At 58.7% G+C, this 25433-nt stretch carries 24 protein-coding genes; 12 read left to right on the top strand and 12 right to left on the bottom strand.

Going from position 1 to position 25433, the window contains the following annotated elements:
• Window positions 1-20: 20 nt before the first annotated feature.
• The 7 genes from nadC to hutI form a co-directional block, all read right to left on the bottom strand.
• Window positions 21-869 (bottom strand): carboxylating nicotinate-nucleotide diphosphorylase, encoded by an 849-nt coding sequence (nadC, locus tag ACR3E6_RS16640; RefSeq protein ID WP_171723804.1) that lies wholly within the window; start codon window positions 867-869, stop codon window positions 21-23.
• Window positions 866-2434 (bottom strand): L-aspartate oxidase, encoded by a 1569-nt coding sequence (locus tag ACR3E6_RS16645; protein ID WP_480488230.1) that lies wholly within the window; start codon window positions 2432-2434, stop codon window positions 866-868. Before ACR3E6_RS16645 ends, nadC begins: the two co-directional genes overlap by 4 nt.
• A gap of 6 nt (window positions 2435-2440) precedes the next feature.
• Window positions 2441-3502 carry a quinolinate synthase NadA gene (gene nadA, locus ACR3E6_RS16650; RefSeq protein ID WP_480488232.1) on the bottom strand — a complete coding sequence of 354 codons (1062 nt, stop codon included), beginning with the start codon at window positions 3500-3502 and terminating at the stop codon, window positions 2441-2443.
• A gap of 130 nt (window positions 3503-3632) precedes the next feature.
• Window positions 3633-5315 (bottom strand): urocanate hydratase, encoded by a 1683-nt coding sequence (gene hutU / locus ACR3E6_RS16655; protein ID WP_171723807.1) that lies wholly within the window; start codon window positions 5313-5315, stop codon window positions 3633-3635.
• On the bottom strand, window positions 5312-6106 hold the full coding sequence (gene hutG / locus ACR3E6_RS16660; protein ID WP_480488234.1) for an N-formylglutamate deformylase: 795 nt from the start codon (window positions 6104-6106) through the stop codon (window positions 5312-5314). The genes hutU and hutG overlap by 4 nt, the downstream gene beginning before the upstream one ends.
• Window positions 6103-7641, bottom strand: a complete 1539-nt coding sequence (gene hutH / locus ACR3E6_RS16665; RefSeq protein WP_480488236.1) for a histidine ammonia-lyase — start codon at window positions 7639-7641, stop codon at window positions 6103-6105. The genes hutG and hutH overlap by 4 nt, the downstream gene beginning before the upstream one ends.
• Window positions 7638-8849, bottom strand: a complete 1212-nt coding sequence (gene hutI, locus ACR3E6_RS16670) for an imidazolonepropionase (RefSeq protein ID WP_480488238.1) — start codon at window positions 8847-8849, stop codon at window positions 7638-7640. Before hutI ends, hutH begins: the two co-directional genes overlap by 4 nt.
• A gap of 82 nt (window positions 8850-8931) precedes the next feature.
• Between hutI and ACR3E6_RS16675 the strand changes: the two genes are divergently transcribed.
• Window positions 8932-10293, top strand: coding sequence for a formimidoylglutamate deiminase (locus ACR3E6_RS16675; protein WP_480488240.1), 1362 nt, complete (start codon window positions 8932-8934; stop codon window positions 10291-10293).
• 77 nt (window positions 10294-10370) lie between these two features.
• The gene (locus ACR3E6_RS16680; RefSeq protein ID WP_480488242.1) at window positions 10371-11072 is read left to right on the top strand and encodes a GntR family transcriptional regulator; all 702 of its coding nucleotides are present in this window, start codon (window positions 10371-10373) and stop codon (window positions 11070-11072) included.
• Here ACR3E6_RS16680 and ACR3E6_RS16685 read toward each other — a convergent pair.
• A complete protein-coding gene (locus ACR3E6_RS16685; RefSeq protein ID WP_480489139.1) occupies window positions 10983-11621 on the bottom strand; it encodes a LysR substrate-binding domain-containing protein in 639 nt (212 codons plus the stop codon). The genes ACR3E6_RS16680 and ACR3E6_RS16685 overlap by 90 nt on opposite strands.
• A gap of 211 nt (window positions 11622-11832) precedes the next feature.
• Here ACR3E6_RS16685 and ACR3E6_RS16690 point away from each other — a divergent pair, with 211 nt between their 5' ends.
• From ACR3E6_RS16690 to ACR3E6_RS16700, 3 genes are read left to right on the top strand one after another with little or no spacing between them, the layout of a single operon-like run.
• Window positions 11833-12180: a CHRD domain-containing protein gene (locus ACR3E6_RS16690; RefSeq protein WP_210092946.1), complete on the top strand. Its 348-nt coding sequence runs from the start codon at window positions 11833-11835 to the stop codon at window positions 12178-12180.
• On the top strand, window positions 12177-12317 hold the full coding sequence (locus ACR3E6_RS16695; RefSeq protein ID WP_480488244.1) for a hypothetical protein: 141 nt from the start codon (window positions 12177-12179) through the stop codon (window positions 12315-12317). Before ACR3E6_RS16690 ends, ACR3E6_RS16695 begins: the two co-directional genes overlap by 4 nt.
• A 48-nt stretch (window positions 12318-12365) precedes the next feature.
• Window positions 12366-12686 (top strand): beta-barrel domain-containing protein, encoded by a 321-nt coding sequence (locus tag ACR3E6_RS16700; RefSeq protein WP_480489141.1) that lies wholly within the window; start codon window positions 12366-12368, stop codon window positions 12684-12686.
• A 106-nt stretch (window positions 12687-12792) separates the two neighbouring features.
• Here ACR3E6_RS16700 and ACR3E6_RS16705 read toward each other — a convergent pair whose 3' ends face one another.
• Window positions 12793-13410: a TetR/AcrR family transcriptional regulator gene (locus ACR3E6_RS16705; RefSeq protein ID WP_171169500.1), complete on the bottom strand. Its 618-nt coding sequence runs from the start codon at window positions 13408-13410 to the stop codon at window positions 12793-12795.
• A 146-nt stretch (window positions 13411-13556) separates the two neighbouring features.
• Here ACR3E6_RS16705 and ACR3E6_RS16710 point away from each other — a divergent pair, with 146 nt between their 5' ends.
• The 6 genes from ACR3E6_RS16710 (at window position 13557) to ACR3E6_RS16735 (ending at window position 20667) form a co-directional block, all read left to right on the top strand.
• Window positions 13557-14486 carry an AEC family transporter gene (locus ACR3E6_RS16710; protein ID WP_480488246.1) on the top strand — a complete coding sequence of 310 codons (930 nt, stop codon included), beginning with the start codon at window positions 13557-13559 and terminating at the stop codon, window positions 14484-14486.
• Window positions 14487-14589: 103 nt separating this feature from the next.
• On the top strand, window positions 14590-15423 hold the full coding sequence (fghA, locus tag ACR3E6_RS16715; RefSeq protein WP_171723817.1) for an S-formylglutathione hydrolase: 834 nt from the start codon (window positions 14590-14592) through the stop codon (window positions 15421-15423).
• Window positions 15424-15426: 3 nt separating this feature from the next.
• Window positions 15427-16884 carry a Si-specific NAD(P)(+) transhydrogenase gene (gene sthA, locus ACR3E6_RS16720; protein WP_480488249.1) on the top strand — a complete coding sequence of 486 codons (1458 nt, stop codon included), beginning with the start codon at window positions 15427-15429 and terminating at the stop codon, window positions 16882-16884.
• Window positions 16881-17336: a YaiI/YqxD family protein gene (locus tag ACR3E6_RS16725; RefSeq protein ID WP_171119171.1), complete on the top strand. Its 456-nt coding sequence runs from the start codon at window positions 16881-16883 to the stop codon at window positions 17334-17336. Before sthA ends, ACR3E6_RS16725 begins: the two co-directional genes overlap by 4 nt.
• A gap of 121 nt (window positions 17337-17457) precedes the next feature.
• Window positions 17458-18552, top strand: a complete 1095-nt coding sequence (gene mtnA, locus ACR3E6_RS16730) for an S-methyl-5-thioribose-1-phosphate isomerase (RefSeq protein ID WP_480488251.1) — start codon at window positions 17458-17460, stop codon at window positions 18550-18552.
• A gap of 75 nt (window positions 18553-18627) precedes the next feature.
• Window positions 18628-20667: a bifunctional aldolase/short-chain dehydrogenase gene (locus tag ACR3E6_RS16735; RefSeq protein WP_480488253.1), complete on the top strand. Its 2040-nt coding sequence runs from the start codon at window positions 18628-18630 to the stop codon at window positions 20665-20667.
• Between the two features lie 45 nt (window positions 20668-20712).
• Here ACR3E6_RS16735 and ACR3E6_RS16740 read toward each other — a convergent pair whose 3' ends face one another.
• Window positions 20713-21948, bottom strand: a complete 1236-nt coding sequence (locus ACR3E6_RS16740) for an MFS transporter (protein WP_171723820.1) — start codon at window positions 21946-21948, stop codon at window positions 20713-20715.
• Window positions 21949-22096: 148 nt separating this feature from the next.
• On the opposite strand from ACR3E6_RS16740, the gene zapE reads away from it, so the two are divergent.
• Window positions 22097-23164, top strand: coding sequence for a cell division protein ZapE (gene zapE / locus ACR3E6_RS16745; RefSeq protein WP_171636208.1), 1068 nt, complete (start codon window positions 22097-22099; stop codon window positions 23162-23164).
• 64 nt (window positions 23165-23228) lie between these two features.
• Here the strand turns inward: zapE and ACR3E6_RS16750 are convergent, their stop codons facing one another.
• Complete coding sequence (locus ACR3E6_RS16750; protein WP_171636209.1) at window positions 23229-24503, bottom strand: bifunctional folylpolyglutamate synthase/dihydrofolate synthase; 1275 nt, start codon at window positions 24501-24503, stop codon at window positions 23229-23231.
• The gene (gene accD, locus ACR3E6_RS16755) at window positions 24500-25429 is read right to left on the bottom strand and encodes an acetyl-CoA carboxylase, carboxyltransferase subunit beta (protein ID WP_480488255.1); all 930 of its coding nucleotides are present in this window, start codon (window positions 25427-25429) and stop codon (window positions 24500-24502) included. The genes ACR3E6_RS16750 and accD overlap by 4 nt, the downstream gene beginning before the upstream one ends.
• Window positions 25430-25433: the final 4 nt, after the last annotated feature.

Consider the following 25433-nt stretch of genomic DNA (forward strand, 5'->3'; position numbering starts at 1 on the left):
AAGCGGAAATGCCGCGCTTTTCAGAAATCAAGACCAAGATCAACGGTTCGGGCGGAATGCGTCAGCGCCCCGGACGAGATGTAATCGACCCCGGTCGCCGCAATTGATGCAACCCGGTCCAACGTCACATTACCGCTGGCTTCGGTCTTCATCCGCCCGTCCACCATGGCAACCGCTTCGCGCAGCATCTCGTCATCCATGTTGTCCAGCAATACGACGGACGCGCCGCCAACCTCGAGCACTTCCGCCAGCTGGTCCAGTCGATCGACTTCGATCTCGACGGCCATCATGTGGCTGGCTTGCGCTTTGGCGGCCTCAAGAACCTGACGCACACCCCCGGCAGCGGCAATGTGGTTGTCCTTGATCAGGATCGCGTCGGACAAAGAGTAGCGATGATTGAAACCGCCGCCATGCAGCACGGCCTGTTTTTCGACAATGCGAAGTCCGGGCGTGGTTTTGCGGGTACAGGTCATGCGGGCATTCGTGCCCTTTGTCTGCTGAACAAAGCTGGCAGTTTTTGTGGCAATACCGGTCAGACGACCGGCAAAATTCAGCGCGACCCGCTCACCCGAAAGGATCGAGGCGGCAGAACCTTTGATGGTCATCAGCGTGTCGCCGCGCCGACAGGGCTGGCCATCCTTGACATGCGCCTCAACCTCAAGCGTTGGGTCGACCAGCCGGAACGCAATCGTCGCCACCTGCATGCCCGAAACGACGGCATCCTCACGCGCATTCAGCCGGGCCGTATAGGTCGCGTTCGGCGGGATCACGGCGCGGGTGGTCACGTCACCGTATGCTCCCAGATCCTCCATCAACGCCGCGCGGATGACGGGTTCGAGGATCAGATCGGGCAGGGTCGCAAAACTCATGATATTTCCTTGCAGGCTTCGGCGCGAATGTGCAGCGCGTCGCTAAGATACATCCGGGATCGTTTGCCGGGGCCATCGGCAGTTTCCGGAAAGTCGGATCGCTCATGCGCGCCGCGGCTTTCTTCGCGCTGCAATGCCGCCGCGGCGATCAAGGTTGATGTGGCACACATGTTTCTGAAGGACGGGCATTTGCCATGCTGCTCTTCGAGCGTGGCAATCCTGCGCAATGCCCGGCATAACCCGGCGCGGTTCCGGACCACGCCAACATCGCGCGACATGGTCGTGCGCAACATACTGACCGCTTCAGACGTATCGGGGATGTCAGCTTGATCAAATTGAAGGGCCACAGGTTCCGACGCGGAAGTGTCCGGAATCGAACGCGCAATGTCCTCGGCACAGATGCGTGCAAACACCAACGCTTCGAGCAAACCGTTCGAGGCCAGCCGGTTGGCGCCGTGAAGGCCGGTCGAAGACGCCTCGCCGCACACCCACAACCGATCCAGCGTCGCGCGGCCATCAGTGCCTGTGGCAATCCCGCCCATGTGGTAATGCGCTGCCGGAGCAACCGGGATCGCGTCCCGGACCGGATCGATTCCGTTGCGCGCGCAATATGCGGCAACCGCCGGGAAAAGTTCGTTGATTTGCGCGCCCAAAGCCTTGCGGGTGTCCAGCATCGGGCAGTTGCCGGCCTGTACCTCGGCAAAAATCGCCCGGGCCACAACGTCGCGCGGGGCAAGCTCGGCATCAGGGTGAACGGCCTGCATGAAACGCTCGCCGTACTTGTTTATCAGTATTGCCCCTTCTCCGCGCAAGGCCTCGGTCGCCAGCGGGGCCGGGTCTTCACCCACGTCCATGGCGGTGGGGTGGAACTGCACGAATTCGGCATCGGCGATCAGCGCCCCCGCCCGTGCGGCCATTCCGATGACCTGTCCCCGGATGCGGGCCGGATTGGTCGTCAGGGCATAAAGCCCGCCAGAACCGCCGCCCGCCAACAATACGGCAGGTGCACGAAGCGTCACGGACGCAGATCCGCTTTCCGAGGCATCCTGCAGAACCACGCCCAACACGCGCCCATCCGTCACTTCCAGCGCAACGGCAAGGACCCCTTCCAACACCTGCACCGACGGAGTTTCGCGCACTCGTTCGATCAGGGCGGCCATGATTTCACTGCCTGCCTGATCGCCCTTTACCCGCACGACGCGGGCAAAACTGTGCGCGGCTTCTCGGGACAGGACATACCCGCCACCCTCGGTGCGATCAAATGGTGTGCCCAAAGTGGTCAGGTCCAGAATATAGTCCCGCGCTTCTCGGGTCACCAAATCCGCAACGTCAGGTTCGACGGTGCCTGCCCCGGCATTGACGGTATCAACGGCGTGGCTTTCCGGGCTGTCGGCCAGGTCCATCGCCGCCGCCACGCCACCCTGCGCCCATGCCGAACTTGCACCTTCGCCCAAAGGTTCAGGCGAGATGATCACCACCGGTCGCGGCGCCAGTTTCAGCGCAGCATAAAGCGCGCCAATCCCGGCCCCGACAATAATGACGCGATCCGTGGTGATGTCGGTCATTGCCGATCAGATGCCGAGCTTGCGGGACAGATCAATCATCGCCTGTACAGATTTGCGCGCCTTCTCTGCCACGTCTTCGGCGACCTCGACCTGGCCTTCCATCGTGTGCAGAGCATAGAGGATCTTTTCCAGCGTGATCTTTTTCATGTACGGGCACATATTGCACGGCCCTACGAAATCGACCTCGGGCAGTTCATCCGCGATGTTCGACGCCATCGAACATTCGGTGATCAGCATCGCCTTTTCGGGTTTCTCATCATGCACATATTTGATGATCCCGCTGGTTGAACCGGAATAATCCGCCTCGGCCACCACATCCGGCGGGCATTCCGGGTGCGCAATCAGGCGCGTTCCGGGGTTCCATTCCCGGAAGTCGCGCAGGTCCTGTGCGGTGTATTGTTCATGCACGATGCAGGAACCGGGCCAATACACCACGTTCTTGTGGCTTTCATTGGCCACGTTTTGAGCCAGATATTGATCCGGCGTCATGATGACCGTGTCGCTCTCCATGGCATTCACGATCTGCAAGGCGTTCGACGAGGTGCAGCAGATATCCGAGGCCGCTTTGACCTCGGCAGTGGTGTTCACGTAAGACACAACCGGCGCACCGGGGTATTTGGCCCGCATTTCGTCGATTCCTTCGGCAGTAATCGATTCTGCCAAAGAACAGCCGGCATCCATGTCGGGCATCAGAACAGTTTTCCCGGGGCTCAGAATTTTCGATGTCTCGGCCATGAAATGAACCCCGGCCTGAACGATCACATCCTCTTCCACCTCGCTGGCCTTGATCGCCAGTTGCAGGCTGTCACCCACGAAATCGGACACACCATGATAGATTTCCGGTGTCATGTAATTGTGCCCAAGGATCACGGCGTTACGCTCTTTCTTGAGCGCGTTGATCGCCCGCACATAGGGCGCATAGATCGCCCAATCCGGCGGGCTGATCACACGATCCATACGGGCAAACGTGTCTTTCATCTCATTGGCCAACGTGGCCGATGGGGCGAGGTCATAGACGTCCGAAAGAACAGTGCGGACTTGTGCAATATCGAGCAACGGGCGAGCCACCTTTGTCAGTTGTCGTTAGCCTGGCGGGCTGCTTAACGGCTTAGCCCTAGCGGAAACATCCCCGGTTCGAAACCGGAAAATGAGACGTTAGCGCTAAGCCATGCAGACAAATTCAAAGATGAATGGCAAATCAGCCCAGAATCCCCGGCAGTCGCAGCCCGTGCTCACGTGCGCATGCCTTGGCATCCTCATAACCCGCATCTGCGTGTCGCCAGACGCCAGAAGCCGGATCGTTCCACAGAACCCGTTCAAGGCGTTTAGCCGCTGCATCGGTGCCGTCGGCACAAATCACGACGCCCGCATGTTGGCTGAAACCCATGCCAACGCCGCCTCCGTGGTGCAGCGAGACCCATGTCGCGCCCGATGCGGTATTGACCAGCGCGTTCAGCAGCGGCCAATCCGACACCGCGTCCGAGCCGTCCTTCATCGCCTCGGTTTCGCGGTTCGGCGACGCGACCGAGCCGCTGTCGAGGTGGTCACGACCGATGACGACCGGCGCCTTCAACTCTCCGGTTTTGACCATCTCGTTAAATGCCAGCCCAGCCTTGTGGCGGTCACCCAGTCCGATCCAGCAGATGCGCGCGGGAAGGCCCTGAAAGGCGATGCGCTCCTGCGCCATGTCGAGCCAGTTGTGCAGATGGGTGTTTTCGGGGAACAGTTCCTTCATCTTTGCATCAGTTTTGTAGATATCCTCGGGATCACCCGACAGCGCGCACCAGCGGAACGGGCCAATGCCGCGGCAAAACAACGGGCGGATATAGGCGGGCACGAAACCGGGAAAGGCAAAGGCGTTTTCCAAGCCTTCGTCCTGCGCCACCTGCCGGATGTTGTTACCATAATCCAGGGTTGGCACACCCGCGTTCCAGAAATCGACCATGGCGGCCACGTGTTGCTTCATCGACGCGCGCGCTGCCTTTTCCACGGCCTTGGGGTCGCTTTCCCTCTTGTCTTTCCACTGCGCCATGCTCCAGCCCAATGGCAGATAACCGTTGACCGGATCATGGGCGCTGGTCTGGTCGGTCACGATATCGGGGCGCATCCCACCCGCCTGCATCCGCCGGTAGATCTCGGGGAAAATCTCGGCCGCATTGCCCAGCAATCCGACCGATTTCGCCTCGCCCGCCCTGGTCCAGCGGTCGATCATTTCCAGCGCTTCGTCCAGCGTCTCGGCCTTTTCGTCGAGATACTTGGTGCGCAGGCGGAAATCGATGCTGTCTGGATTGCACTCGACGGCTAGGCAACACGCCCCCGCAAAGACCGCCGCCAGGGGTTGCGCGCCACCCATGCCGCCCAGACCGCCAGTCAGAATCCACTTGCCGGTCAGGTCCCCGTCATAGTGTTGGCGTCCCGCCTCGGCGAAGGTTTCGTAGGTGCCCTGAACGATGCCTTGCGTCCCGATATAGATCCACGAACCGGCCGTCATCTGGCCGTACATCATCAGGCCCTTCTTATCGAGCTCGTTGAAGTGGTCCCAGTTGGCCCAATGCGGCACGAGGTTTGAGTTCGCGATCAGCACCCGAGGTGCATCGGCATGCGTCCGAACGATGGCGACCGGTTTGCCGGATTGCACCACCAGCGTTTCATCTTCCTCCAGATCCTTGAGGCTGGCAACGATGGTATCAAAATCTTTCCACGTCCGCGCGGCACGGCCGATCCCGCCATAGACAACCAGCTCATGCGGGTTCTCGGCCACATCCGGGTGCAGATTGTTCATCAGCATCCGCATCGGGGCTTCGGTCATCCAGCTTTTGGCGTTCAGTTCGGGCCCTGTCGGGGGAAAGATGTCACGGGTATTTTTACGAGGATCGGTCATCGGGCAAGCTCCAATGCAGTGTCATGGATAGCGTCAAGAATGTCTTTGAGCCACCGGCGCAGGCGGTCGGCTTTGTCGGTGTCAAAAGCCCAGGGCGGCGCTTCAGTTTTCAGGTAGGTCGACTGAGCCAGCTCCATCTGGATCGCGTGAACCCCTTCGGAGGGGCGGCCATAATAGCGCGTTGTCCATCCGCCCTTGAACCGCCCATTCAGAACAGCCGTATAGGGCGAGGACGTCGCGAGTTCATGCGCTATGGCTTCGATTTCCGGCGCGCAGGTCGCCCCATTGTTCGTGCCGATGCTCATATCGGGCAGAGTACCTTCGAACAGAAAAGGAATATGGCTGCGGATCGAGTGGCAATCATACAGCACCGCAACCCCATGGGCCGCCTTCACGCGTTCCAGCTCGGCCTTCAGGGCGGCATGATACGGTGCATGAAAAGCTTCCCGTCGTTCGAGGATATCCTTTTCGGAAGGCGGGATGTCCCAGATGCCTTGGCCGTCAAAATCCGTCAGCGGCACAAGAGAGGTCGTGTTCTGGCCGGGATAAAGCGACACGCCCGACGGATCCCGGTTGGCGTCGATCACATATCGGTGGAAGGTCGCCCGAACCGTGGTCGCACCGGGCAGAAGTCCTTCATACAAGGTATGAACATGCCAATCCGTATCCGCCAGAGCCTTGCCCCGCGCATTCAGCTTGGCCTCGATCGTGGCCGGCACATGGGTGCCGGTATGCGGCAGACCCAGCACGATCGGACTGTCACCGCGCGAAATCTCGACCGGGCCGCTCATGCGCCAAGTTCCGGCATGGCGATGCCCGTGCCACGGGCAATCTCGCCACTGGCAATCAGGGCCGAGGCTGCTTCGATCTCGGGTGCCATATAGCGATCGTCACCCAAGGCCGGCACCACGGCACGAAGCCGTGCCATCACGGCCTGCAACGTTTCGCTCGTAGGCAGCGGCGCGCGGAACTCGACCCCTTGTGTGGCACACAGCAGTTCGACCCCCAGAATGCGTTCCAGATTGGCAACCATCTGCCCCAATCGCCGCGCGCCATGGGCCGCCATCGAAACGTGATCTTCCTGATTGGCCGATGTGGGCGTCGAGTCCGTCACGCATGGATTGGCCAGATGCTTGTTTTCGCTCATCAGTGCGGCGGTCGTCACCTCAGCGATCATATAGCCCGAATTCAGGCCCGGATTGGGCGTCAGAAAAGGCGGCAGATCAAAGCTGAGTGCCGGATCGACGATCAACGCAATGCGGCGTTGCGCAATTGCCCCGATCTCGGCCACGGCGAGCGCAATCATGTCTGCGGCAAACCCAACGGGTTCGGCGTGAAAATTCCCGCCCGAAACGATCAGGCCGGTTTCCGAAAGAACCAGAGGATTGTCCGTCGCCGCGTTGGCCTCGATTTCCAGCGTTGTTGCAGCCTGCCTCAGCACATCCATCGCGGCCCCCACCACCTGAGGCTGGCAGCGGATACAATACGGGTCCTGAACCCGGGTATCGCCAACCCGATGGCTTTCACGAATGACCGACCCGGCCAGCAGCGCCCGCATGGTCACGCCGGCCTCGATCTGCCCGCGATGCCCGCGCAACGTGTGAATTTCCGGTTGCAACGGGGCGGTCGAACCCATGATCGCATCCGTCGTCAGCGCCGAGGTAACCAACGCGCTTTGCGCCGCCTGCCACGCGCCAAACAGCCCGGACAGCGCAAAGGCCGTCGAAAACTGGGTGCCATTGATCAGCGCCAGCCCTTCTTTAGGGCCCAGTTCGATCGGGTGCAGACCCGCTTTGGACAGCGCAGCGTCACCGGGCATCACATCGCCACTGAATTCGGCCTCACCAGCGCCCATCATGACGGCAGCCATGTGGGACAAGGGCGCAAGATCACCCGAAGCTCCAACTGAACCCTGCGCCGGGATCACCGGGGTCACACCTTGTGACAACATCCCTTCCAGCAGGGTGATCACTTCTGGCCGAACCCCCGACGCTCCGCGCCCCAGGCTCAGCAATTTCAGAACCATCATCAATCTGGCAAGGGCGCGCGGGATCGCAGGGCCAACACCGCAGCAATGGCTGAGGATCAGGTTGCGCTGCAAGGTTGCCGTGTCCTCGGCCGCGATTTTGACGCTGGCCAGTTTCCCGAACCCTGTGTTCACGCCATATACGGCGGCCTCTCCCGTCGCCGCATCGGCGATGCGCTTGTGCGCTTCTTCGACGGCCGGGCGGCAGGCTGGGTCCAACCGAACAGCGCACTCTTCGCGAAGGACCAGTTCCAGTTGCGACAGGGTAACGGCGCCCGGGGTAAGGGTGAGGGTCGTCAAAATATACCTCCGAATATGCGGGTATGAAGAGGGTTGAAGCCGATGCGATAGGCCAATTCCGCGGGGTGTTCGACATTCCAAACCGCCAGATCAGCGCGCCGCCCGACTGAGATCTGACCGCAATCAGCCAACCCGAGAGCACGGGCCGCGTGAACCGTCACGCCTTGCAGGGCCTCTTCTGGCGTCATGCGAAACAGGGTGCATCCCATGTTCATCGCCAGCAACAGCGAGGTCATCGGCGCCGAACCGGGATTGCAATCCGTGGCAAGCGCCATGGGCACAGCATGCCGGCGCAACAGGTCAATCGGTGGCGCCTGTGTTTCGCGCAAGGTGTAGAAGGCCCCCGGCAGAATAACACCGACGGTACCGGCCTGCGCCATGTCCAGAACACCTGCTTCGTCAAGATATTCTATATGATCTGCCGAAAGCGCGCCGTATCCGGCAGCCAGTTTTGCGCCGCCCAAATTCGACAATTGTTCGGCGTGGATCTTGATCGGCAGGCCAAGCGCTGTCGCGGCATCAAAAAGCGGGATCAACTCTTCGGGTTGAAAGGCGATGCCTTCGCAGAAGGCATCGACCGCATCGACCAATCCCTCGGCATGAGCGGCGCGAAGCGTGGGAATGCAGACCTGATGAATGTAGTCCGACGCCCTGCCCTCATAGTTCTGAGGCACCGCATGAGCACCCAAAAAGCTGGTCAGAACACGGACGGGGCGATGATCGGGCAACGCCCGAGCCGCGCGCAACATGTTCAATTCAGTCTTGTCATCCAACCCGTAGCCGGACTTTACTTCGATGACCGATGCCCCTTCGGCCAGCATCGCATCCACACGCGGCAATGCTTGTGCGACCAACTCCTCCACTCCGGCTGCGCGCGTGGCTTTGACCGTCGAGATGATCCCGCCCCCAGCGCGCGCGACCTCTTCATAGCTCGCGCCGTTCAGGCGCATTTCGAACTCTGCGGCGCGATGGCCACCGTGAACCACATGGGTGTGGCAATCGATAAAGGCGGGCGTAACCAGGCGCCCACCCATTCGAGCCCTTGGCTGGTCGGCGAAACGTGGCGGAAGATCCACAACAGGGCCGACCCATGCGATGCGCCCGTCCTGCAACACGATCGCGGCATCCGGGACCAAACCGTATGGCGCGCCGCCTTCGGTCATAGTTGCGGCATCAAGATCCGTCAAAACCTGCGTTTGCGTCTGCATGTGACTCGCACCCTCCGTGCATTTCCTACTTTTCTAGTACATTTCTATCATTTATATGTCTATGCATAAAATGAGGTGAAAAATGGCTATCTTCGCTAATCGCGCATTACTGAGCACCGGTTGGGCTATGAGCCTGCGCGTAGAAATCAGGCAAGGGCTGATGGTGTCGCTGCAACAGGGCGCGACGGCGCAAGAAGGCGATACTTGCGTCGACACTTTGCTGCCCGCATTGGCCAATCTGCATAGCCACGCATTTCAGCGCGCGATGGCGGGTATGACCGAATATCGAAAGGCCGGTCGCGACAGTTTCTGGACGTGGCGGGAACTGATGTATCGTTTCACTGCGCACCTTACGCCTGAACAGGTGCAGGCGATTGCCGCTCTGGTCTATATGGAGATGCAGGAAGCCGGCTATGCCTCGGTTGGTGAATTCCATTATCTGCATCACCAGCCAGACGGCACACCTTATGACAATCTCGCAGAGCTGTCCCAGCGAATCATGGCTGCGTCGGCCGAGACGGGAATCGGACTGACGCATCTGCCCGTACTTTATTCTTACGCAGGGGTCGGCGAGCAACCGTTGGAAGCGGGACAGCAACGATTTGGCAATGATGTGGACCGCTATCTGGCGTTGGTCGAACAGGCGCAGGCGGCACTGGGCGATCTGCCGGATGACTGTCAGATAGGCATTGCCCCACATTCCTTGCGCGCGACATCACCGCAAGATCTTGCCCGGGTTCTGGACGCAAAAAAGACGGGACCTGTCCATATTCACATCGCGGAACAACCCATGGAAGTTGAACAGGTTCACGAGGGTCTGGGCGCCCGCCCGGTGGAATGGCTGCTGAACAATGCAACGGTAAACCATCGCTGGTGCCTCATCCACGCCACTCACATGACGGAAAAGGAAACCCGCGATATGGCCGCAACGGGCGCGGTCGCGGGGCTTTGCCCGATCACCGAGGCCAATTTGGGGGATGGCCCCTTCAATGGAGCCGTCTTTCTTGAAGCCGGTGGTCGTTTTGGGGTCGGGTCGGATTCAAACGTGTTGGTTTCGATGACAGAGGAACTACGTACGCTGGAATATTCCCAACGCCTGCGAGATCTGTCGCGCAATGTCCTGGTCGAAGGGGAGGGTTCGGTTGGACAGACACTGTATTGCAATGCGGCTTTGGGCGGTGCGCAGGCCCTGCGGCGCACGGCGGGGCAGATCGCAGAAGGGATGCTGGCGGATCTTGTTGCTATTGACAGTCAGGATCCCGCGCTTTGTGCCCTGCGTCCTGAACAGTTGCTCGATGGGTTGGTCTTTGCCGCGAAGGACCACGTAGTGACCGATTTGTGGTCGGCTGGCCGCCATCAGGTACGCCGGGGCCGCCATATTGCTCGGGATCGGATTGTATCTGACTATCGACAGGCCATGGCTGATCTCATGCCGAGACTTTGAGCTTGCTGCGCCTTTACGGGCCGACAAAAATGGCCTCATAATAACAATATGTTTGTACGTAATTGGATGAACACCACGTGACCGATCAAAAACCTCTCGGCTTTCAGGACATTCGGGACGAAGTCGTGAACCGCATTCAAACCCGTGTCTGGCCACAGGGCAGCCTGTTGCCCACCGAGATGGAACTGGCAGCCGAATTCGGTGTTGCACGGGCGACGGTCAATCGGGCGCTGCGGGAACTTGCCGAACAGGGAATTGTCACCCGCAAACGCAAGGGTGGCACGCGTGTTGTGACCACACCGGTAAAGCAGGCGAAATTGCCGATCACTGTCGTTCGACAGGCCATCGAAGAAATGAACGCCGAATACCGCTATGCTCTGGTAAGCCGAACACTAATCGATTGCCCCGCGTGGTTGCAGGCAAAGCTGAGCATCCCGGAAGGTGCGCAGATCGTCCATCTGCAATGCATGCACCACGCCGACAACCGTCCGTTTCAGTTCGAGGAACGCTGGATCAACGTCAGCACCGTGCCTCAGGTTCTCGACGAAGATTTCCTGACCACCGGGCCGAATGAATGGCTGCTGTCTGAGGTGCCATTTTCAAACGCTGAAATTGCCTTCTCGGCCGTCCCCGCAACAGGGCATTTGCAGGAGTTTCTGGCGGTACCGCCCGGCACACCGTTGTTTCAGCTAGAACGCACGACATGGTTTCGCAGCGATCCTGTTACTTTCGTGCGCATGACCTTCCATCAGGGATACCAGATGCGCACCACGTATTGAGGCCAGAGCACCGAACAGGTTTTGACATAGGAGCAAAAACCTTATCACTTCGATCCCACCTTCCTGACTGTAGTGGCAGTCACCTTTGCCCGCGCAGGTTCCGAGGCGGCCCAGTTTTGGCTCTCGTTGTTCAGCGGCCAAGGCAGAGACAATGGTGCAATCGTCGGAATGGCAAATATGGCGGCAGGTCGTCTCGAACCTCAGCGTGGTCAGGTCGAAACGTTTGCTGATACGGCTTGATCCATCTTGTTTGGGAAGCCTCCCCTCAAGTTCGTATCCGAAACAGTGTGTAAGCCGGATAAAATCAAACGGCGGAGCATCCTCTGGGGTGATGGATGACAAGGAGCAAAGCGCGTGCCCTTTTCGAAGGGCCAGAAACAATGGTTCAGACCAGATTGAAGTGAAATCCAAACCGGCGCTGTTGTTGATCTTCGCCGCAAGCGCCTTGTCCAGCAAGTGATCATCGACCATACGCAACATGTTTTCAGGCAGATCCTCGACCAGCGTGACCCGCATCCACGGAAACAGCGGGCTGAAGGGTTCAGAGATACCCGGTCAGATAAGGGGCCTAAGTCGGAGTCATTCCGACAGTCAAAGGAACTACTTCGGGGTCGCGGAACTCGGTCGCGGTGTCACGGATTTTCCGCGCATCGTTCAGAAGGCGCCCAGCCTGTTCAACGACACGGGCACCGTACAGTGTCGGGGCACATCGTTGTTGAGGCGCAGGAACAGATCGGTTCCCAATTCCTGTTTAAGTTTTTTGATCTGGTTGGCCAAGGGTGACATTCGCACCGTCACCCTGAGCGGCAGCCTGAACGCAGAGCAAGAGCCCGGGCCGGCCTTGGACAGCAAGGTCACCGGCCACGCGACCGTAGTCATCACCCGGAATTCGGCGACCGGAGAAATCTCGTATTCCAGCGAACTGAGCGTTGTCGGTCGGAACGAAGCTGACCTGAACACACCCATCCCCGGCGCGGTTTCGGCCATCCATCTGCACAATGTGCCGGTCGGCCGAAACGGCCCGGTTGTACAGGAATCGCTGGCGGAGGCAGGCGCCACGCTGAACGTGAACGCATCAGGGGGCTCGGTGTCATCGGTCAGGACGTGATCTCGAACCAGGTCGAAACCGATGGACTGTTTTCAACTAAGTACGTCATTGACTCGGCTGATGGCGACGTGATTGTCGGCAGCGATCTGACCAATGCGCTGAACGGCGCGGTCGGCGTTGATCCGCAGAACGGTTAAGGCGGCGACGACATCCTTACCGGTTGCAATTCGGCGATTTCGGGCCGGATTAGACTTGGTGACGTCAACAAGCTGAAAATCGGTCAGGCCACACGGATTCGTTTGTCGGCTTTTGCGCAGGCCGATGTGTCCGAGGCCCGAGGTTCAATCTTTAATATCTCAGCCGACGCATTGGAGGACGAACGCACTGGCGAGTGCAATTTCAAGACCCGGGTCAAACTGAACGATCGGCAATCCGACGAAGTGGCGGCTTTGGACTTGGTCCCCGGCATGCCCGCAGACCTGTTCGTCAACACAAGTGAACGCGCAGTGATTGCATATCTGGCACTCCCTGTCAGCGAGCGTCTGGCCAGAACTTTCTTCGAGTAAAGGGTTTTAAAAGACTTGCAGCTTTAAACTGTTGTGTATCGAGTGTTTTGGTGAGTGAGCGATGGTCTGCGCCCCTGTTCCGGGCGCGGGCCATCACTTTTGTGGATCAGACCCCGTAACGGGCAAGAAACATGTCAACGGCCTGAGCAGCGACCTGATCTATTTCTTCCTGGGTGAACGTGTTCTGAATGCCAAAAGCCGCCCGGGTCCAGATCCGCACTTTGCACAGTTCGGAAAACTGCTCGGCAGCGATATGTACATCATCAATGGCCAATTCACCCTTGGCCACGGCTTTTTCCAGATACTCGGCCATCTGTCGCTGGCCGTTTTGCGGCCCTGCCTCGTAAAACGCACGGCCAAGCTCGGGAAACCGGTCGCGCTCGGCAACGCAGATCCTGAAAACCTGCTGCGCGAAATCCGACACAAGGAAGGCCGTCAATTGCGTCGCCGTGATCTGAAGCACTTCGCGGGCGGGTTTGGTTTCGTCGATCATCGAGATGACCCGCTCGGCCATCAGGCAGCATTCTGTCTGGGCCACTTCCATGAACAAAAGGCGCTTGTCTGGGAAATAGCTGTACAGCGTTGCTTTTGACACGCCCGCCGCGCGGGCAATGTCATCCACACTTGCCCCTTCAAACCCATCCGCCATGAAAACCTCTCTAGCCCCGCGCAGAACCTGGTCGAATTTACGGCCGGTGCGCAGGATGGTGGCGGTCTGGGTCATGTCTTCTCCTCGATCGATAGCTGCGCCAGTTTATAAACCGCTCGGTTTAGATACAACGATTCTCAAATATTCCAGCGAAGCGGAGGTTGCATTTGCTTTGATGTCGGGTACTTGCAGCGCGTTCAAACCGTGCTAGGACTGGGCCCATGGTCGAAATCTTTCTGCGCACCCTTCCGTTTTTCGCGATTATCGGCCTGGGCTTTTGGGCGGGGCGCACGCGTTTTTTCACGGCTGAAGCAACGGCATATCTGACCAAGTTCGTCTTTTTCTTTGCGCTGTCGGCGATGCTGTTTCGCTTTGCCGCCACCCTTCCCTTTGCCGAGATTTTCAATGCCCGGCTCATCCTTGGATATCTGCTGGGAACCATGACCGTTTACGTTCTGGCGTCGACCATCGCCTGGCTGCGCAAGCTCGACATTCCGACCGCTGCGGTCGAGGCTCAGTGCGCGGCCATCGGCAATGTCGGGTTCCTCGGGCTGCCCATGCTTTCCCTTTTGTTCTCCGAGGCTGCGATCGGGCCCGTGATGCTGGTTCTGACCGTCGATCTGGTCGTGTTCTCTTCCCTTATCGTGATCCTGATCAATGGCGGCCGTGACGGCAAACTGACCCCGACCACCTTCAAGTTGATCGGAATGGGTTTGGTCCGCAATCCCATGATCGTATCCATCTCGGCCGGTCTCATCTGGTCCTCGCTGCAATTGCCTGTTCCTGAACCTCTTGGCGATTTTCTGATCATTCTCGGTGGTGCAGCGACTCCGGGTGCATTGTTCGCCATTGGCGCATCATTGGCAGACAAGTCGGCTGAACGTGTCCAGATCGCGGCATGGTTGAGCTTCTGCAAACTGGCGATCCATCCGGCCTGCGTTGCGGTCGCTCTGTTATGGCTGATACCGATTGATACTTTTCCCGCAACTGTTGCCATCTCTGCCGCTGCTTTGCCCGTTGCGGGCAATGTTTACATGCTGGCCGCGCATTACGGCATTGCCCCGCATCGCGCGTCGGCGGCAATCCTTCTATCCACAATCGTCAGTATTCTCACCGTGCCGATGGTGATCGCCTGGGCGGGCACATTCTGACCTTCACCTTTTCGAAAAATACTCTCAACGAAGGCGCACAGACTTTACGCCGGGTCCGCGGATCGTTAGCCATGTTGCGACTCGAAAACAAGGACGGTGCCTGATGGAAACCCTTTCGGAAAATGCCTGTTTTGGCGGTGTGCAGGGCGTGTACCGCCACGCCTCTTCGTCGTGCAAGTGTGACATGACTTTTGGCCTGTTTCTTCCAGCCGAGGCCAAGGACGGCCCAGTCCCGGTTCTTTGGTATTTGTCGGGATTGACCTGCACCCATGAAAACGCGATGACCAAGGCCGGGGCTCAGGCGTGGGCCGCGGAACAAGGGATCGCCGTGGTGTTTCCGGATACCTCGCCGCGTGGTGACGGCGTCGCAGATCATGAAGATTATGATCTGGGTCAGGGCGCAGGGTTCTATGTGAACGCGACACAGGAACCCTGGGCGCCGCATTTCCGGATGTGGGACTATGTCGCCGAAGAGCTACCCGCCCTGCTGTTCGAAAACTTCGCCATCGACAGCGAACGCCAGGCCATAACGGGCCATTCCATGGGGGGGCACGGCGCCCTGACGCTTGCCATGAACCTGCCCGGACGCTTCCGTTCGGTGTCAGCCTTTGCGCCGATCTCGAACCCGACCGGAGCGGATTGGGGACGCAAACAGCTGAGCGCCTACCTTGGTGACGACGAAACGCTTTGGGCAAAACACGATGCGTCCTTGTTGATGAAGAAAACCGGTTTTGACGGTCCGATCCTGATCGACACAGGTGCAAACGATCAATTCATGGACCTTTTGCGCCCCGAAGCGTTGGCGCAAGCCATCGCCGAACGCCGCCAGCAAGCGACGTATCGCTTCCAGCCGGGTTACGATCATTCGTACTTCTTTGTGTCCACGTTTATGGAAGATCACGTCATCTTCCATGCCGAGGCACTGTACGGAGACTGAGGGATGAGCAATTACGATTATGACCTGATCATCATAGGGTCGGGGCCTTCTGGGCGTTCTGCGGCGATTCAGGCAGGCAAACTGAAACGGCGTGTGCTGGTCATCGACCGCAAAGACCGTTTTGGTGGCGTCTCTGTCCACACCGGCACGATTCCGTCCAAGACCCTGCGCGAAACGGTTCTGAACCTGTCGGGCTGGCGCGAGCGCAGCTTTTACGGGCGTTCATACCGGGTAAAGGATCAGATCCGGGCAGAAGACTTGAAAGCCCGCCTGCATATGACCCTCGACCATGAAGTCGACGTGTTGGAACATCAGTTCAACAGGAACCATGTCGAAACCCTGGACGGTCTGGCCAGATTTGCCGGGCCGCACGAAGTAGAGGTCGCAACCGATGCCGGGGAAACAACGCGTGTGACGGCCGCGAAGTTCCTGATTGCGACAGGCACGAAAACCTATCGCCCGGATTATGTCCCGTTCAACGGCAAGACGGTGGTGGATGGTGACGAATTTCTGGAAATGGCAGAGATTCCGCGCTCGCTGGTCGTTATCGGTGCCGGGGTCATTGGCGTGGAATATGCCACGATGTTTTCAGCCCTGGACGTGCGTGTGACGCTGATTGAACCCCGCGACACGTTTCTGGATTTCATCGACAGCCGGTTGATCCACGACTTTACCCATCAGATCCGGGAAAACGGTGTCGACCTGCGTTTGGGCTCGGCTGTCGAGAAGATTGAAGACGCCGGTGAACATGTGGAAGTGACCCTTGAAAACGGTCGCCACGTTCGCGCTGAAATGCTTCTGTTTGCGGCCGGACGCATGGGGGCGACGTCCAAACTCAATCTGGATGCCGTCGGGCTGGAGACGGACCACCGCAACCGGATCAAGGTAGACCGCAAGACATATCAAACGGCGGTTCCGCATATCTATGCCACGGGCGATGTGATCGGACATCCGTCGCTGGCATCAACCTCTTTGCAGCAGGGGCGCGTGGCTGCCTGTCACGCCCTTGAAACGCCCACGCTGCCGGAAAGCCCGTGGTACCCCTATGGCATCTATTCAGTGCCCGAAATATCAACCTGCGGAATGTCGGAAGAAGAATTGCAGGAGCGCAACATCCCCTACGAGGTCGGTGTCGCGCGATTCCGCGAGACGTCACGCGGGCATATCATGGGGCTGGAACACGGCATGTTGAAAATGCTGTTCTCGCTCAAGACCCGCAGGGTGCTGGGTGTCCAGATCGTTGGTGAAGGCGCGACGGAGTTGATCCATATTGCGCAGGCCGTGCTGAACCTGAAAGGTACGGTGGACTACTTCGTTCAGAACACGTTCAACTACCCGACTCTTGCCGAAGCGTATAAAATCGCGGGCCTGGATGCGTTCAACCGCATGCCCATACCCGAGGAATTCAAGGTCAAAAAGAAACCGGTGGAGCCGGCAAAGAAAGAGGCAAAGAAGGCGTGACGACGCTGTATGTCGATGGCGATGCCTGTCCTGTAAAAGCCGAGGCCGAACGGGTCGCGACGCGGCACAAGGTGCCGATGGCGCTGGTGTCCAATGGCGGGCTTCGTCCATCGGCCAACCCGCTGGTGCAGGTCATTGTCGTTTCCGAAGGCGCGGATGAGGCCGACAAATGGATTGCCGAACGCTGTGGAGAAGGGGATGTCGTCATAACGTCCGACATCCCTTTGGCCGCAAAATGCGTCGAAGCAGGCGCACGCGTGCTGCGCCCCAATGGTGAAACCTTCACCGCGGCAAATATTGGCCAACAACTGGCAATGCGTGACTTGATGGCCGATCTGCGCGCGGCCAATCCGTTGGGAACCGGCGGCGGTGGGCGACCCTTCGGTAAAGCCGACCGCTCGCGGTTTCTGGACGCCTTGGAACGGGAAATACGTGCCGCCAGAAAGGGATGATCATTCCTTTTGCTAGATCAAATACTGACCCGAATTCCGAAACGCCCGTTTACAAGTACCTCATTAGAACGCACCCTGTGCTTGAATTCCGATCAGGCTTTTCGAATACGGAGACTGCGTTATGAAAGTACAAGGCACCCATTATCGGTCTATTTGGTGGGACAAACCGGCAGGCGTGGTTCGGATCATCGACCAAAGGTGGTTGCCGCATGATTTTCGGGTCGTAACCCTGAAAACGCTTGATGAATTTGCAGCTGCGATACGGGATATGTGGGTCAGGGGCGCACCTTTGATAGGCGCGACCGCTGCGTTTGGAATTGCCGAGCAGATGTCTCGGGACAGCTCAGAAGCCTCGTTTGACGCCGCGTATGACGTTTTACATGCAACCCGACCCACGGCAATCAACCTGCGCTGGGCATTGGACAGATGCCGAGAAGCGCTGATGCCGCTTGCTCCGGGTGACCGCGCCGAGCGCGCCTGGTCGCTGGCGCAGGAGATTGCAGACGAAGATGTCGAGATCAACGCCGCAATCGGCCGGCACGGGTTGGAACTGATCAAGGATATCGCGGCCCGAAAACCCGCCGGTGAGCCGGTTCGGTTGCTGACGCATTGCAATGCGGGATGGCTGGCGACTGTGGATTGGGGCACGGCCACAAGCCCGATGTATCACGCACATGACGCGGGCATCCCCTTGCACGTCTGGGTGGATGAAACCAGACCGCGCAACCAGGGCGCACTGACATCCTGGGAATTGGGCGAACATGGCATTCCCCACCGCTACATCGTGGATAATGCCGGCGGTCATTTGATGCAGCACGGCGTGGTTGATTTGGTGATTACGGGCACGGACCGAACCACGGCCCAAGGTGATGTTTGCAACAAGATCGGGACCTATCTGAAGGCTTTGGCTGCGCGGGACAACGGTGTGCCATTTTATGTCGCCCTTCCCTCTCCTACGATTGACTGGACCGTTCGCGACGGTGTGGCCGAAATCCCGATCGAAGAACGTGATTCCAGGGAAGTCTCCCATGTCATGGGGGTTGATGGGCAGGGGAACATCTCGGATGTACGCGTGACGCCAGACGGCACGGAAGGTGGCAATCCTGCCTTTGATGTCACCCCAAACCGGCTGGTGACAGGGCTTATCACCGAGCGCGGCGTCAGCGAGGCGTCTGCTGACGGGCTTGCCCGGTTGTTTCCCGAACGGGCTGGTTAACACTTTGTTTAGCACAGTCTTGAATTGTGCAATCGCCCACGCGGATCATGCACCCGCTTAACTTGCTGAGAATGAATGATGATTGAAAACTGGTACAGGGCCGACGAGGCACGGAAATGGCGTGACCGGGCCGGAACAGACCCCGCAGATCAGGAACTGGGCGAACGTGTCTATACCTCGCGGCTGATCGGTCAGAACCCGGACCTCCTGATGCACGGGGGAGGCAACACGTCGGTCAAACTGGAACGCCCTGATCTGTTTGGCGATCCACAGCGCGTTCTGCATGTCAAGGGATCTGGGTGGGATCTGGACAGCATCGAGGCACCGGGCTTGCCGGGCGTGTGGCTAGATCCTTTGATGAAACTGCGCGCATTGGACCATCTGTCAGATGCACAGATGGTCAATGTTCAGCGCGCCAATCTGTTGGATTCGAGTTCTCCGAACCCCTCTGTAGAAACTCTGTTGCATGCATTTTTACCGCACAAATATGTGGATCATACGCATGCGACACCCTTTCTGGTGCTCGCCAATCTGCCAAATGCCGAGGACGTCTGCCGCGAGATTTTTGGCGACCGACTGGGCATTGTGCCCTACATCATGCCTGGCTTCGGGCTGGCCAAAAAGGCGGCCGAGGTATTTGACGAAAACCCGAATGTCGAAGGGCTTCTGCTGCTTCAGCACGGGCATTTCACCTTCGGCGCGACGGCGCAGGAAAGCTATGACCGGATCGTGGCGCATACCAACGAGGTTGCTGCCTATTTCGGGATGAAGGACCTGACGACAATTGGCCGTCGCGATCCGGCTGAGAACCTTGAGGTATTGCCGATCCTGCGCGGGGTCATCGCCGAAGTGGCGGCCCAACGGGATGACCCGATGCCGGTTTTTGACCTCCGCAACGGGCCGGATGTCATGCAGTTTTTCGATCGTCCGGATATTGATTCATTGGCCCAGCGGGGCATGGCGTCGCCGGATCACGTATTACGGACAAAAGGCTGCCCGCTTGTATTGCGCGCGTCGGATTTGTCTGGGGGGCGGTCTCGGATCAAGGCAAAGGTCGAAGAGTTTGCCAAAGACTATCGGGCGTATTTTGAACGGCAGGCGCCGCAGGCCGACGAACGCAAGAAACTGCTGCCTCAAGACCCCAAGCATGCGTGGATCGAGGGCGTGGGGATCCTGGGAATGGGCCCGAACGCAAAGGCTGCCTCGGCCGCGGCAGATCTTGCGGAACAAAACCTGCGGGTGCGATCAGTGGGCGAAGACGCGGGCGGTTTTTTTCCCATCAATGAAAAAGATCGCTTTGATTGTGAATACTGGTCCTTGGAACAGGCGAAGCTGGGCAAAAGCTCACCACCTCCGCTTCAGGGCAAGATTGTGATGGTGACCGGTGGTGCAGGGGCGATAGGTCTGGCAACCGCCAAGGCCTTTGCTGATGCCGGTGCAAATGTCGTTCTGGTGGACCGGGATGAACGGGCGTTGGCCAAGGCCAAATCGACCCTTGGCACATGGCATTCGACATATGCCTGCGACGTAACCGAGAGAGGCGCCGTAGATGCCGCGATTGCGGCGGCGATACACCGGTTTGGTGGGATCGATGTAATGGTATCGAATGCCGGGTCGGCGACTTCGGGCGCTTTGCTGGATCTTGGTGACGACGAATTCCGCGCGGCTTTTGAACTGAATTTCTTCGCGCATAAGGCATTTGCGACACAGGCTGCCCGAGTGATGCAAGCTCAGGGCCGCGGCGGTCAGATCCTGTTCAATATCTCCAAACAGGCGATCAACCCGGGCCGGAACATGGGGGCCTATGGTACGCCAAAAGCCGCCACACTGTTCCTGTTGCGCCAGTTGACGCTTGAATTGGCCGAATACGGAATCCGTGTGAACGGGGTGAATGCAGATCGAATTCGGTCTGGCCTGCTGACGGATGGGTTCATTCAGGAACGCGCTGCCGCACGTGGCGTTTCCGAGGAGACCTATATGTCAGGCAACCTGCTGGGCCGCGAAGTCGAGGCGAAGCATGTCGCGAACGCCTTTGTTGCGCTGGCGCTGATGGAACGCACCACCGGTCATGTCGTGACGGTGGATGGCGGCAATACCGAGGCCGAACTTCGGTAACGCCTTTGCCCGATTGGTTCCCTGCCTGTGGCGTGTCGATGTGCCTCAGGCAGGAACTGCTGACCGGTTCTCGCGGATCGGCAGGTGGACTATGGCGCTGAAGGCACCGATCGCGACCCCGATCCACCAAACCATGTTGTAGTCGCCATACTGGTCATACATGCGTCCGCCAAGCCAGACGCCCAGGAAGCTGCCGATCTGGTGGCTCAAGAAGATAAATCCATAGAGCGTTCCCATATAACGCAGACCGTATAGATGCGCGACGAGCCCCGAGGTCAGCGGCACGGTGGCCAGCCAAAGCGATCCCATCACCAGCGAGAACACGATGACCGTAAGGGGTGTGATCGGGAACACGATGAACAAAGCCGCTGCAATCGTCCGGCCCGTATAAACCGCTGCCAGAAGGTATTTTTTCGGAAAGTGGTTGCCGGCCCAACCCGCCAGTAGCGTGCCGCCGATATTGGCCAGACCGATCAATGAAATCGACACCGCACCAAGTGCGGATGTAGAGGTGATCCCGATGGAATGCAGTACGCCTCCGGGCTGGATTGGTCCACACATCTCGGCCACGAAAGCCGGGAAATGCGCGGTGATGAAGCCCAGCTGGTATCCGCAGCTGAAAAAACCCAGAAATATCAGCGCATAGGAAGGGTCGCGGAACGCCTTTCCCAGAATCTCGCTCATGCTTTCTTGCATCTCTGCCTTCGAAACGGGCTGTGGTGCACGCATGAAGGGCAAGGTCAGCACAAGGGCAAGAATTGCCGCGGCAAACACGACAAAAACCTGCTGCCAAGGCAGGAAAGTCAGCAGCCATTCAGCGGTCGGCGCCCCCAGAACCTGCCCAAAGCTGCCCGCAGCAGTAACGATGGCCAGCGACATGGACCGGTTTTCATCGGTGGACGCGCGTCCGACAACCGCCAGAACCACACCAAACCCGGTCCCGGCGATGCCGAAACCAACCAGCCACGCGTATATCTGATGCTCGAACGGTGTAACGGACCACGCCGTCAGCACCATGCCAGCCGCGTAAGTGAGAGCGCCGAGGATGATGGCTCGGCGGTCGCCCACCTTTTCGGCAATCGCCGCAAAGATCGGCTGCCCGATGCCCCAGGCCAGGTTTTGAATTGCAATCGCCATCGAGAAATCGGTCCGCAGCCAGCCGAACTCATCGGCTATCGGAATCTGGAATACGCCGAACGACGCACGAACGGCGAAGCTGACCGTGATGATGATACATCCGACAATCAGAATCGGATTCAACAAGCGGGCGGATCGGGGCATGGAACCTCAGGCGTAACGTCCGAAGGACCGTATTACTTTTTGTGTAACCGTCAATTCAGCAGATTTGCGGTCACGGATAAACAAAATTGATGTGTCGCCAAAAATGGCTTCTTTTCAACGGCCGAGGCGACGGGTAAGGCTCGGATTCATGACGGATCTTATTTCGCTTTACGAGGCCCGCATTGCGGACGGAACCCTGACACGCGACGACGCGCAAGAGGCCGTTCTGCCCCAATTCGAACGCATCCGGGCGGCGCTGTCCAAGCCGGTCAAACGCGGGCTCTTCCGCAAGGCGCCTCCGCCACCCAAAGGGTTGTACCTGTGGGGCGGTGTCGGGCGTGGGAAATCCATGCTGATGGACATGTTCGTCGATACGCTGGGCAATATCCCGGCACGACGCGTGCATTTTCACGCTTTCATGCAGGAAATTCACGCTGGAATGCACAAGGCCCGGCAACAGAATGTCGAGGATGCCCTGGCACCGGTGGCGAAAGAGGTGGTCAATTCAGTTCGCTTGCTCGCGTTTGACGAAATGCAGATCACCGACATTACGGACGCAATGATTGTCGGGCGGCTGTTTGACTTGTTGCACGAAGGCGGCGTGGTCGTGGTTACCACGTCGAACAGGCATCCCGACGATCTGTACAAGGATGGGCTGAACCGGCAGCTGTTCCTGCCGTTCATCGCGCATATCAAAGAGCAGTTGCAGGTGTGGGAATTGGTGTCGCCGACGGACTATCGGCAGAACCGGTTGGAGGGTGCCCCGGTCTATTTCACTCCGATTGGCCCAGAAGCCCGGCAGAAGATCAGAGAGGTCTGGACAGATCTTGCCGGTGGACCCGCTGATCCGCTTGTGCTGCACGTCAAAGGCCGGGCCGTTGAATTGCCCGCCTTTCGCAACGGGGTGGCGCGGGCTTCATTCTATGATCTGTGTGGTCGCATGCTTGGGCCGGGTGATTATCTGGCGATCGCCGAAGAGGTAAAGGTGCTGGTGCTTGAGGACATCCCACGCCTGTCGCGCAACAATTTCAACGAGGCCAAGCGTTTTGTCACCCTGATTGATGCGCTTTACGAAGCCAGGGTGCGTTTGATCTGCTCGGCTGCAGCGGAACCCGAGATGCTGTATGTCGAAGGCGAAGGAACCTTCGAATTTGAACGCACGGCATCACGCCTGCGGGAAATGCAGGATCAGGATTGGGGGCGACAGGGACACTGATCCGCCCGTATCGCCCGCACCCCATCCAAGACAGTGTCAGCCAGATCATGAGGTTGGAACGCGCCTACGCGTTTTCTTGCAGAATTTTCCCAGCCAGATAGAGCGAGCCGCAGATCAGAACCCGCGCCTGCGGGTCATTGTCCGCAATCACTTTCAATGCGTCCGCCACGCTGTCGGCGGTGGATGCGGGAAGGTTGACCCTGGCCGCAGCCGCAGCGGTTTCTTCCGCGCTGAGCGTTGCGGTCTCACCCGGAATGGACACGGCTGTCAGACTTGTCGCTTTCTCTGCCAGAGGTGCAAGATACCCTGTCACATCCTTGGTGTTGAGCATGCCGCAGATCATGTGCGTGGGTTTTTGCGGCAGGTTCGTCAGTACATCCGCCAACGCGATTCCGGCGGCGGCGTTGTGACCACCATCCAGCCAAATCTCGGCATGCGGCGCCTGATCGACAAGCGGGCCGGATTTCAGACGCTGCATTCGCGCCGGCCATTCGGCCTTGGTCACGGCAGCTTCGTATGCGTCGTCGCCCATGTTCAGATGGCGCAGAACCGCCAACGCTGCGCCCGCATTCTGAATCTGATGTGCGCCCAGAAGGTTGGGCAGAGGCACATCCCGCAAACCGGTTTCGTCCTGATAGATCAGACGCCCGTTTTCTTCCTGCACGTGCCAGTGCTGACCATGAACCAACAAAGGCGCACCCAATCGGGCGGCCGTGTATTCGATGACCTCAAGCGCTTCGTCCTGTTGCGGGCCGACAATGCACGGAACGCCGGGCTTGATGATGCCCGCTTTTTCCGCCGCGATCTTGCCCAAAGTATCACCCAGGAACTGTTCATGGTCGATGGATACGGGGGTAATAACCGTGACGGCCGGGTTTTCGATCACGTTTGTGGCGTCCAGGCGCCCACCCAGCCCGACCTCGAGCAATGTGAAATCTGCCTTGGCGCGGGAAAAGGCCAACAGGGCGGCGCATGTTGTGATCTCGAAATAAGTGATGTTTTCGCCGCCATTCGCAGCGTAGCATTCATCCAGAACCGCCGTCAGTTCTGGCTCCGAGATCAGCTCTCCGGCCAATCGAATACGTTCATGAAAACGGGCCAGATGCGGCGAGGTATAGGCGTGTACCGAGCGTCCTGCCCTTTCCAGACCCGCTCTGATCATCGCCTGAGTCGAGCCTTTGCCGTTGGTCCCGGCAATATGAATGACCGGCGGCAATTTCAACTGCGGATTGTCCAATGCCGCCAGCAGACGCCAGACACGGTCCAAGGTCAGATCAATGATCTTGGGGTGCAGCGCCATCATCCGGTCGAGGATGGCGTCGGACGTCCTGGCCGTCATTTCTGATCTGTCTCTTCGGCGGGGAGTTCTGTTGCGTCGGTTGGTTCCGGTGCCGGCAGATCGCCCATGATCGCCGGCGGCAGATTCATCAGCATCCGCGTGATGGTAATCAGTTCATCGCGCATTTCGGTACGTCTGGTGACACGGTCCAGCATCCCGTGATCCAGCAGGTATTCGGCGCGTTGAAAGCCTTCGGGCAGTTTTTCGCGGATCGTCTGTTCGATCACGCGAGGCCCGGCAAAGCAGATCAGCGCGTTGGGTTCCGAGATATGGACATCGCCCAGCATCGCATAAGACGCAGTAACGCCACCGGTTGTCGGATGAGTCAGTACCACGATATACGGCAGGTTGGCTTCCTTCAGCATCTCGACTGCCACGGTGGTGCGCGGCATCTGCATCAGGCTGAGGATACCTTCCTGCATACGGGCGCCACCGGCTGCCGAGAACAGGATCAGCGGCCGTTTGAGTTTTACCGCCTCCTGCGCGGCGGCGATGATCGCGTTGCCGACATACATGCCCATCGATCCGCCCATGAACGAAAAGTCCTGCGCGGCGGCCACAATGGGGGTGCGGCCAATTTCACCCAAGGCAACCATCATGGCTTCCTTTTCGCCGGTCTTCTTCTGCGCTGCTTTCATGCGGTCGGGGTATTTCTTCTGATCGCGGAATTGCAACGGGTCGTCTTTTGGCGCGGGCACTTCAAGTTCGGTAAAGATGCCGCCGTCAAACAAGTGCTTGAACCGCTCACGCGGTGTGATCGCCATGTGGTGGTCGCACTGTGTGCAGACATTCTGGTTTTCCGCCAGCTCGCGATGGAACAGCATCGTTCCGCATTCGTCGCATTTGTGCCAGAGGTTTTCAGGCACTTCGCGGCGTGAGAAGATCGAGTTGATCCGGGGGCGGACGTAGTTTGTGATCCAGTTCATGTCG

Source organism: Ruegeria sp. AL3 (assembly GCF_056536065.1).